Origin of the sequence: Streptomyces sp. NPDC059851 (assembly GCF_042732005.1) — a bacterium.
GTDB lineage: Bacteria > Actinomycetota > Actinomycetes > Streptomycetales > Streptomycetaceae > Streptomyces.
The window spans coordinates 74,542-84,498 of the sequence record NZ_JBHWJJ010000001.1 but is presented as its reverse complement, the minus strand read 5'-3'; the positions used below and the strand labels follow the sequence as shown (position 1 = coordinate 84,498).

Annotated in this window: 8 protein-coding genes; 6 read left to right on the top strand and 2 right to left on the bottom strand. The window is 73.1% G+C overall.

Translation table 11 applies throughout. The features are described 5' to 3' along the window. The first annotated feature begins 93 nt into the window (after positions 1-93). From ACFV7Q_RS00365 to ACFV7Q_RS00350, 4 genes are read left to right on the top strand one after another with little or no spacing between them, the layout of a single operon-like run. A complete protein-coding gene (locus ACFV7Q_RS00365; protein WP_385421885.1) occupies positions 94-1,536 on the top strand; it encodes an MFS transporter in 1,443 nt (480 codons plus the stop codon). Next, positions 1,529-3,634, top strand: a complete 2,106-nt coding sequence (locus ACFV7Q_RS00360) for a molybdopterin oxidoreductase family protein (RefSeq protein ID WP_385421882.1) — start codon at positions 1,529-1,531, stop codon at positions 3,632-3,634. The genes ACFV7Q_RS00365 and ACFV7Q_RS00360 overlap by 8 nt, the downstream gene beginning before the upstream one ends. Further along, the gene (locus tag ACFV7Q_RS00355; RefSeq protein ID WP_385421879.1) at positions 3,631-5,082 is read left to right on the top strand and encodes an FAD-dependent oxidoreductase; all 1,452 of its coding nucleotides are present in this window, start codon (positions 3,631-3,633) and stop codon (positions 5,080-5,082) included. Before ACFV7Q_RS00360 ends, ACFV7Q_RS00355 begins: the two co-directional genes overlap by 4 nt. Then, positions 5,079-6,314: an FAD-dependent oxidoreductase gene (locus ACFV7Q_RS00350; RefSeq protein ID WP_385421876.1), complete on the top strand. Its 1,236-nt coding sequence runs from the start codon at positions 5,079-5,081 to the stop codon at positions 6,312-6,314. Before ACFV7Q_RS00355 ends, ACFV7Q_RS00350 begins: the two co-directional genes overlap by 4 nt. A gap of 148 nt (positions 6,315-6,462) precedes the next feature. Here ACFV7Q_RS00350 and ACFV7Q_RS00345 read toward each other — a convergent pair whose 3' ends face one another. Next, the gene (locus ACFV7Q_RS00345) at positions 6,463-6,774 is read right to left on the bottom strand and encodes a DUF6415 family natural product biosynthesis protein (RefSeq protein WP_385421873.1); all 312 of its coding nucleotides are present in this window, start codon (positions 6,772-6,774) and stop codon (positions 6,463-6,465) included. A 147-nt stretch (positions 6,775-6,921) separates the two neighbouring features. Between ACFV7Q_RS00345 and ACFV7Q_RS00340 the strand changes: the two genes are divergently transcribed. Continuing rightward, entirely contained in the window at positions 6,922-8,169 is a 1,248-nt protein-coding gene (locus ACFV7Q_RS00340; RefSeq protein WP_385421871.1) for a Twin-arginine translocation pathway signal, read from the top strand. 1 nt (position 8,170) lies between these two features. Beyond that, complete coding sequence (locus ACFV7Q_RS00335) at positions 8,171-8,485, top strand: 4a-hydroxytetrahydrobiopterin dehydratase (RefSeq protein WP_385421868.1); 315 nt, start codon at positions 8,171-8,173, stop codon at positions 8,483-8,485. Between the two features lie 158 nt (positions 8,486-8,643). Here the strand turns inward: ACFV7Q_RS00335 and ACFV7Q_RS00330 are convergent, their stop codons facing one another. Next, positions 8,644-9,825 carry an acyltransferase family protein gene (locus ACFV7Q_RS00330; RefSeq protein WP_385421866.1) on the bottom strand — a complete coding sequence of 394 codons (1,182 nt, stop codon included), beginning with the start codon at positions 9,823-9,825 and terminating at the stop codon, positions 8,644-8,646. Positions 9,826-9,957: the final 132 nt, after the last annotated feature.

The following is a 9,957-nucleotide window of genomic DNA, read 5'->3' as shown; positions in this document are numbered from 1 at the left end:
GGGCCGCAAGGCTTGGGATCCGACGCTTGAGTTTGAAATGAACTGAACTGTATAGTTCAGAATATCAGCCACCGAACAGAAAGCCGAGGAGCCATGACGTCGCCCGCGCCCGCACGTCCCGCAACCGGACGCTGGATCGAGGACTGGGACCCCGAGAACGAGGAGTTCTGGCAGCGGACCGGAAAGCGGATCGCCCGCCGCAACCTGGTCCTCTCGGTCCTCTCCGAGCACATCGGCTTCTCGGTGTGGAGCATGTGGTCCGTCCTCGTGCTCTTCATGTCGCCCGCGATCGGCCTGGGCTTCACCCCCGCCGAGAAGTTCCTCCTCGTCGTCGTCCCCACCCTCGTGGGCGCCGCCCTGCGGCTGCCCTACAGCCACGCGGTGACCCGCTTCGGCGGCCGCAACTGGACGGTCTTCGCCTCCGCGATCCTGCTCGTACCCGCCCTGGCCGCCCTCTGGTTCATCCAACGGCCCGGCACACCACTGTGGGTGTTCCTGCTGATCGGGGCCGCGGGCGGAGTCGGCGGCGGCAACTTCGCCTCCTCGATGACCAACATCACCGCCCTCTTCCCCCAGCGCCACCAGGGCTGGGCCCTCGGCATCAACGCGGGCGGCGGCAACCTCGGCGTCGCCGCCATCCAGCTGATCGGCCTCCTCGTCATCGCCACCGCCGGCAGCACCCACCCCGCGTACGTCATCGCCGTCTACATCCCGCTGATCGTGCTGGCCTCGCTCCTCGCCGCCTGGAAAATGGACAACTTCGCGGCCGTACGCAGCGCCCCCGGCGCCCAGCGCGAGGCCGCCCGCAACCCGCACACCTGGTGGATATCCCTCCTCTACATCGGCACCTTCGGCTCCTTCATCGGCTACGGCTTCGCCTTCGGCCTCGTCCTGCAGAGCCAGTTCGGCGCCACCCCCCTGCAGTCCGCCTCCTACACCTTCCTCGGCCCACTGCTCGGCTCCCTCTTCCGGCCGCTGGGCGGGTTGCTGTCCGACCGGTGGGGCGGCGCCCGGGTCACCCTGGTGACCTTCCTGGCGATGGCCGCCGGCACGAGCGTCCTGCTGCTCGCCTCGGCGAAGGGCTCCTTCGGCCTGTTCGTCGCCGGGTTCACCGCCCTGTTCGTCCTGACCGGCATCGGCAACGGCTCCACCTACAAACTGATCCCGGCCGTCTTCGCCCGGCAGGCCCAGGACCGGGTCACCTCCGGCCACGACGCGGAGGCCGCCTTCGCCCGCGCCCGCCGACTCTCCGGCGCCGTCATCGGCATCGCCGGTGCCGTCGGCGCCCTCGGCGGGGTCGGCGTCAACCTCGTCTTCCGCAGCGCCTACAGCGGCCCCGAACCCTCCGGCGAACCGGCCTTCCTCGCCTTCCTCGGCTTCTACGTGGTCTGCGTCCTGGTCACCTGGGCGGTCTACCTGCGCCGCAACACCGGGGCCGGGACGCCCGCCGCCACGGACACCAGGGACGCCAGGGACGACGCGGTCGCGGCGGCCGGCGCCTCCCGGACGGCCCGAGCGGAGGCCACCCGTGTCTGAGACCGCCACCCACTGCCCCTACTGCGCCCTCCAGTGCGGTACCCGCCTCACCCACGACAACGGCAGCACCACCGTCCGTCCCGACGCCACCTTCCCCGTCAACCAGGGCGGCCTCTGCCAGAAGGGCTGGACCGCCCCCGCCCTCCTCGACACCCCCGGCCGCATCACCCGGCCCCTCGTCCGCGGCGCGGACGGCGCACTCACCCCCACCGACTGGGACACCGCCCTCGACCTCATCGCCGACCGGCTGCGGGCCGTCCGCGACGAGCACGGCCCCGACGCGGTCGGCGTGTTCGGCGGCGGCGGCCTCACCAACGAAAAGGCCTACCAGCTCGGCAAGTTCGCCCGCGTCGCCCTCGGCACCAGTCAGATCGACTACAACGGCCGGTTCTGCATGTCCTCGGCCGCCGCCGCCGGCTCGGCCGCCTTCGGCCTCGACCGCGGCCTGCCCTTCCCCGTCACCGACCTCGCCTCCGCCGACGTCATCCTCCTCGCCGGCGCCAACCCGGCCGAGACCATGCCGCCGCTGATGCGCCACCTGAACCACGCGCAGCTCGTCGTCATCGACCCGCGCCGCACCCCCACCGCCGAGACCGCCGCCCTGCACCTGCAGCCCACCCCCGGCACCGACCTCGCCCTCGCCCTCGGCCTGCTCCACCTCGCCGTCACCGGAGGCCACACCGACCGGGAGTACCTCGACAAGCGCACCACCGGCTTCGACGCCGCATGGCGGCGCGCCGCCGCCTGGTGGCCCGAGCGGGTCGAACGCGTCACCGGCGTCCCCGTCTCCGAAATGCGCGAAGCCGTCGCACTGCTCGCCGGCGCCGAACGGGCGTACGTCCTCACCGGGCGCGGCGCCGAACAGCACAGCAAGGGCACCGACACCGTCGCCGCGTTCATCAACCTCGCCCTCACCCTCGGCCTGCCCGGCCGCGAGGGCAGCGGCTACGGCTGCCTCACCGGCCAGGGCAACGGCCAGGGCGGACGCGAACACGGCCAGAAGGCCGACCAGCTGCCCGGCTACCGGATGCTCACCGACCCCGACGCCCGCGCCCACGTCGCCGCCGTGTGGGGCGTCGACCCCGACGGCCTGCCCGGCCCCGGCCGCAGCGCCTACGAACTCCTCGACGCCCTCGGCACCGACGGCGGACCGCGCGCCCTGCTCGTCTTCGGCTCCAACCCGGTGGTCTCCGCGCCCCGCGCCGCCCGCATCGCCGACCGGCTGGCCTCGCTCGACCTGCTCGTCGTCGCCGACTTCGTACCGTCCGAGACCGCCGAGATGGCCGACGTCGTCCTCCCCGTCACCCAGTGGGCGGAGGAGGAGGGCACCATGACCAGCCTCGAAGGCCGCGTCCTGCGCCGCCGCCGACTCCTCACCCCGCCCGGCCAGGTTCGCAGCGACCTGGACGTGCTCCACGGCCTCGCCGTCCGGCTCGGCCAGGACCCCGCCCGCTTCCCCACCGCACCGCGGGAGGTCTTCGACGAGCTCCGCCGCGCCTCCCGCGGCGGGCACGCCGACTACTCCGGCATCAGCTACGAACGCCTCGACGCCGGCGAAGCCCTCCACTGGCCCTGCCCCGCCACCCCCGACGGCACCGCCCCGCACCCCGGGACACCGCGCCTCTTCCTCGACGCCTTCGCCCACCCCGACGGCCTCGCCCGGTTCGCCGAGGTCGAACACCGCGACGCCGCCGAAACCCCCGACCCCGACTACCCGCTGTACGCCACCACCGGCCGCGTCCTCGCCCAGTACCAGTCCGGCGCCCAGACCCGCCGCGTCCCCGAACTCGCGGCCGCCGCCCCCGAGGCCTTCGTCGAGATCCACCCCGACACCGCCACCCGGCTGGGGCTGGACGAAGGCGCAGCCGCCGAGGTCACCTCGGCCCGCGGCAGCACCACCGCCCGGGTCCGGCTGGTCCCCTCACTGCGCACCGACACGGTGTTCCTGCCGTTCCACTTCGCCGGGGCCGGGCGCGCCAACCTGATCACCTCGGCGGCCCTCGACCCGCGCAGCCGGATGCCCGAGTTCAAGGTGTGCGCGGTCCGCGTCGGACCCGCCCCCGCGACCGGCCCCGCTGACGCCGGAGCCGGGCTGTGACCACGGGCGAGGTGCTGGTCGTCGGCGGCGGCAGCGCCGCCCACCGGTTCGCGGAACGGCTGCACCACCACGGCCACCGCGCAGGCGTGACCGTCCTCGGCGCCGAACACCGGACCCCCTACCACCGGGTCCTCCTGACCTCCGTCCTGGACGGCACACTGCCCGCCGCCGCCCTCACCCTGCCCGAACTACCCGAAGGCGTCCGGCTGCGGACCGGCGTCACCGTGACCCGCATCGACCGCCGGCGCCGCCTCGCGTACGCCGACGACGGATCCGTCCACCACTACGACACGCTGGTCCTCGCCACCGGCTCCCGCCCCCGCATCCCCCGGATCCCGGGACTCCCCCGGCCCGGCGGCGCCGAAGGCGTCGTCGCCCTGCGCACCCTCACCGACGCCGAACGGGTGCTGCGGGCCGCGCCCGACGCCCGCAGCACCGTCGTCCTCGGCGCCGGGCTGCTCGGCGTCGAGGCGGCCGCCGCGCTGCGCCGGGCCGGCCACGACGTGGCCCTCGTCCACCGCGGACCGCACCCCCTGCACCGGCACGTCGACGCCACCGCCGGCGCACTCCTCGGCCGACACCTGACCGACCTGGGCGTGGAGCTCCACACGGGCCGCAGCGCCACCGGCTACTGCTCCGGCAAGCTCACCCTGGACGACGGCAGCGTGCTGGCCGCCGACACCCTGCTGCTGTGCACCGGAGCCGTACCCGAGACGGAACTCGCCCGGCGGGCCGGCCTCACGGTCCGCTCCGGCATCGTCGTCGACGGCCGACTCCGCACCGACGACCCGCGCGTCCACGCCATCGGCGACTGCGCGGAGCACCCCGGGGACACCGCCGGCCACCTCGAACCCGCCTGGACGCAGGCGGAATCACTCGCCCGGCAGCTGACCGGACCCGGCGACGGCCCGGAGCACCACGCCACCCGCCAGATCACCCGACTCCGCGTCCCCGGCCTCGACCTGGCCCGCCTGGGCCCGGACCCCGCCCCGGCCCCGGCAGCGGCTCCGGCATCGGCACCCGACACGGCCCCCGCGACGGGTGGCGGCGCCGAGGTGGTCACCTTCTCCGACCCGGCGCGCGGCCGCTACGCCCGCCTGACCCTGCACGACCAGCGCATCACCGGGGCGGTCCTGCTCGGCCTCCCCCGGGCCATCGCCGCCGTGAGCCGGCTGTACGAGCGCGGCCTGCCCGTGCCCACCGGACGGCCGGAGTTCCTGCTCGGGATCCCGCCCGCCGAGCCCGGCGCGGACGGGCTTCCCGACGACGCCGTCGTCTGCCGCTGCAACAACGTCACCAAGCACGCCATCACCGAGGCCTGCCGGGCCGGCGCCGCCGACGTGGAAGAGGTCGCCGCGGCGACCCGCGCCACGACCGGCTGCGGCGGCTGCACGAGCGCCGTGCGCTCCCTGTGCGGCCTGGTCCGAACCGGGAGCACCCCGTCATGAAGCCCACCCCCCACACCTCCCGCCCCCGCACCCTGCTCCTCGCCGGCCACGGCATGGCCGGCCACCGCCTCGTGGAGGAACTGCGCGCCCTCGACCCGGCCGGGGCCTGGCGGGTGGTTGTCCTCGCCGAGGAGCCGCACCCCGCGTACGACCGGGTCGCGCTCTCCTCCTACCTGGACGGCCGCACCGCCGCCGACCTCCGCTTGCCCGCGCCCGGCCTCACGACCGACCCGCGGGTGGAGCTGCGGCTCGCCACGGGCGTCGCCTCGATCGACCGCGCCGCCCGTACGGTGACCACCACCGCCGGCGACACCATCGGCTACGACGCCCTGGTCCTGGCCACCGGCTCCAAACCCTTCATCCCGCCCGTACCGGGCCACGACCTGCCCGGCTGCTTCGCCTACCGCACCCTCACCGACCTCGACGCGATCCGCGCGGCAGCAGTGCCGGGCCGCCCCGGCGTCGTCATCGGCGGCGGCCTCCTCGGCCTGGAGGCGGCCAACGCGCTCCGGCTGCTCGGCATGGAACCGCACGTGGTGGAACTCGCCCCGCGGCTGATGCCGCTCCAGGTGGACGCGGCCGGCGGCGGCGTCCTCGGGCAGCGGGTGGCGGAGCGCGGCCTGCACGCCCACTGCGGGGTGGCGACCGCATCGGTCCAGGCGGGCCCCGACGGCCGCGCCTCGGGAGTCGCCCTGGCCGACGGCACCACCCTCGAAGCGTCCGTGGTCGTCTTCTCGGCGGGCGTCCGCCCCCGCGACGAACTGGCCGGCCCTGCGGGCCTGGACCGCGGCGAACGCGGCGGCTTCCTGGTGGACGCCCTGTGCCGCACGGAGGACAGTCGCATCTGGGCGATCGGCGAATGCGCGGCCGTGTCGGGCCGCTGCTACGGCCTGGCCGCCCCCGGCTACCGCATGGCCGAATCGGTGGCCCGCCAGCTCCTGGGCCTGGGCGGGGACCCCTTCGAGCAGGCGGACATGTCAACGAAGCTGAAACTGCTCGGCGTGGAGGTGGCGAGCTTCGGCGACGCCCACGCCAGCGCCGAGGGCTCCCTGGAACTGAGCCGCCTGGACCAAACACAGGGCACGTACGCGAAGCTCGTCCTGGACACGGACGGCCGCACCCTCCTCGGCGGCATCCTGGTCGGCGACGCCCGGGCCTACGCCGACCTCCTCCCCTACGTGGGCCTCCCGGCCCCCGCGGCAGCCCACCGCCTCCTGTCCCCGGCGTCCTGACCGACGGCGCCGGGCCGGCAGTCGGGATCGCCGTACGCGTGGACGTACTGATCGGGCCGGGCGCCCGACGCCGAGAACGGGCTGACCGTCACGTACACCGTGGTGTGGATGGTGCGCTGACAGCGTGCACAGACACGGCCGGCGACGTTCATGCGGCCGCGACCCGGGACAGCAGAGCATGGAGCCGACGGAGCACGCGGGCCAGGGCACGGGTGTGGGTCCAGCGGCCGAACGGCGAGTCGGACGGCCCCTCGCGCAGGATGGCGTTCCAGTCGTCCAGCACCCGCACCGCGTCCTCGCCGTCGAGCGCCGCTGCCTCGGTACACCAGAGCTCGCCGTACACCTGGAGGTCGACCGCGATCCCGGCGATCTCGCCGTCAGCGGGCTTCTGCTCGAACGGCACGAGGGCCCGCGCAATCAACCGTGCCCCCGCATCCAGCTCCGCCTGCTCGATGGCCATAGCGTGCGCTCCCTCACGTCGTCACCGGGTGTGATGGGCAAATGATGGGCAAGCGCGCTGAGGGGCGGATAGGCCATTGCGCGGCCACGCATGGCCACGTTGCGGCCATCGCTGGATAAGGCCGCCACGGCACCTCAGACTGGGCTCATGAGCCACCGCAACGATGCGTTGAGGGCAGCCCGGCTCCGGGTCGGCTGGCGCACCATGGAAGCCGCCGCCGAACAGCTCGCCCAGCACGGTCAACGACTCCTCGATGACCCACACTTCACTATCAGTGCCCGGACATGGCGCCGATGGGAGGGCGCGCGGCCCGGGTGGCCGCCGGAGGAGACCGCGGTCGTGCTGCACGATGCGCTCGGACGGTGGCCGGAAGACCTCGGATTCACGGTGCCCCCCGGGTGGATGCGCCCCGAGAGACACCGAGAGGAAGACATGAAGCGCAGGACGTTCGTCTCCGTCACGGCGGCCGCGCTCATGCCCGGTCCGACCGCCCCTCAATACGTCGACCCTGCGCTGGTCACGTACTTTCAGGAGCAGTTGGAGGGGCACTACCGCGCGGACATGTTTCTCGGCCCGCACGACCTGATCGGCACCGTGTCCGCCCAGTACCAACTGATCGACAAGCTGGTCAGGTCCGCGAGCGGAGAAACCCGTCGGGGCCTACTCGGTATCGGAGCCGCCTATGCGGCACTCGTCGGCTGGCTCTACCAGGATGCCGGCGATCTCGGGGCAGCCGCCTTCTGGCGGGGTGTGACACAGGAGATCGCGGCGCGCTCTCGAAACGTACAACTGATCGGCTACAGCCTCGTCAACCTGGCCCAAGTCCGCACCGACCTCGGTGACGGCCGCGGCGTCATCGACCTGTGCGAGGCCGCCCTTGAGGACTCCGACCGACTCACGCCCAAAGTGCGAATCATGGCGATGCAACAGCAGGCCCACGGCGCCAGCCTCATCGGCGACCGACAGGCCGTGGACCAGCTCATCGATGGCGCCGGCAGACTGCTCGGCATGGTCGACGACCGCCTCCCCTGGGGCAACGCGTGCCGACGAACGCCGGGATACCTGGAGGTGCAGCGCGCCACCTGCTACGGCCGTCTCGGCCTCGGCAATGAGGCTGACAGCCTCTGGACGCAGCTCGTCGCCGACGTGCCAGCGACCGCCCGGCGGGATCGCGGTGTCTACCTCGCCCGCCATGCCGCCGCTGCGGCCTCAGCCCGAAAACCGGACCAAGCCGTCGAGGTCGCGCGGGAGGCCGCGGCCATCGCCGTCGAGACCCGTTCCGCACGCCTGGTCCGTGAACTGCATTGCCTGAAGCGGACCATGACGCCATGGCAGGATGCGCCCGAAGGCCGGGACCTCACCGAGGTGCTGGCACCCGTGACCGAGTGGAGCTGACATGGGTGTACTGCAGCCGCTGTCCGACGAAGCGATCACGCAGGAGCTGTCGAGCCTGCCAGGGTGGAAGCGGGAGGGCAACGAGATCACCCGCACCTACGAGATCCGGTACCACGCCGCGGTGGCCGCGATCGTCACGATCGCCGACAGGTCCCGGCGGATCCAGCACCACGCGGACCTCGACCTTCGGATCGACCACCTGCGGGCGGCGATCACCACGCACGACGCCGGCCATCGGCTGACCGCCGCCGACTTCGACCTCGCGCGCCGGATCGACGCGATCGTCGCCGCGCACCAGGCCATCCCGCTGGACTGAACACGGCGGCGCCCTCCGGGTTCGGCGGGACCCGAAGGGCGGCGGCGGGGTGGTGCGGCCGGTCCTGAATTCCGGCCGGGGCGGGCTGGGCTCCGGTGGGGCGGAGCGTGCCCGGTGGGGCGGAGCCTGCCGGTGGGGCGGCGGGGGCGTGGGGTGGGTCAGACGGTTTCGGCGACCTTGCGGTCCTCCGACCCGGTGGTGCCGGCGGCGGCGGCCGCCGCCGCGGCGGCGGCCTTGGCGGCCTTGGCCTTGCGGGAGGTGGAGAAGCGGCGGGTGATGGGCGCCTCGACCCAGGCGTACAGGGCCCAGGACAGCAGGACGCTGACGACCGCCTGGGCGGCGATCAGGGCGATGCCGACCGGGGTCGAGAAGAGATCCTCGCCCAGCAGCTTCCTGGAGTAGGCCAGGACGATGTAGTGGACCAGGTAGAAGGCGAAGGAGATCTCGCCGAGCCAGACCATGAACCGGCCGTTGAACGGCGTCGGCTTGCTCTCGGCGTCGCGCATGGCGAAGGCCGCGATCATCAGGACGATCGGGATGAGGGTGACGGCGCGCTGCGCGTACAGGTGCTCCACGTTGAGCGCGATCGCGTAGCTGATGGCCAGCAGGACCGCCGAAGCCGTCATGCCGATGTTGCGCCAGCGGCCGGTCATCACGGCGCGGGCGACGAGGATGCCGAGCGCGAAGTCGAGCAGGCGCACGGGCGGCAGGACGTACGCGAACCAGTACTGCACGGTGGAGGTGCCCTCGGCGCCGGGCATCTGCATGCCGCCGCCGGGGATCACCGCGTAGGTCAGCGTCGGGGTGAGGAAGACGGCGACCATGACGCCCGCGATCCAGTACTTCAGCTTCGCCGGGTCGATCTTCCTGATGAACAGGATGAGCAGCGGGAAGGCGAGGTAGAAGATCGCCTCGGCGCCGAGGGACCAGCTGGGCGGGTCCACGCTGAAGTTGGTCGCGAAGTCGGGCACCCACACCTGGAGCATGAGCAGGTTGACCACGGCCTGCCAGGGCTCGGTCATGACCGCCGCGAAGGTGACGAGGGCGAGCGCCCAGGTGATCACGTAGTTCGGGTAGATCTTGACGAAGCGGCGGCGCCAGAACGCGCGGAAGGTGTCCTTCTCGCGGGCGGACCAGGTCAGGACGAAGCCGCTGAGCACGAAGAAGAACGTCACGCCGAGGGCGCCGGCCTGGGAGACGTACTTGGCGAAGGTGTCGTTCGCGGTGTCGCTCTCGAAGAGCCGGATCCACGGCACTCCGAGGGAGGCGTGGTAGAGGAAGACCAGGAGGGCCGCGGGGAAGCGGAGACCGGTCAGGGAGTCGAGTCTGGGCAGTCTCACAGGTCTGGAACCCTCCGTTCCATTCATGATCATGACAACTAGCTCCTTCTCGGGACGTGGGTGGTGCGGGCGGAGTGCGCGAGTCCGGGCCGCCGCGGCCACACGGCGCGCGGGCACGGCCGGCCCGGACTC

Coding starts and splice junctions, on each gene's coding strand:
- ACFV7Q_RS00365 (WP_385421885.1), top strand. CDS start 94: ATGACGTCGCCCGCGCCCGCACGTCCCGCAACCGGACGCTGGATCGAG.
- ACFV7Q_RS00350 (WP_385421876.1), top strand. CDS start 5,079: ATGAAGCCCACCCCCCACACCTCCCGCCCCCGCACCCTGCTCCTCGCC.
- ACFV7Q_RS00345 (WP_385421873.1), bottom strand. CDS start 6,774: ATGGCCATCGAGCAGGCGGAGCTGGATGCGGGGGCACGGTTGATTGCG.
- ACFV7Q_RS00340 (WP_385421871.1), top strand. CDS start 6,922: ATGAGCCACCGCAACGATGCGTTGAGGGCAGCCCGGCTCCGGGTCGGC.
- ACFV7Q_RS00335 (WP_385421868.1), top strand. CDS start 8,171: ATGGGTGTACTGCAGCCGCTGTCCGACGAAGCGATCACGCAGGAGCTG.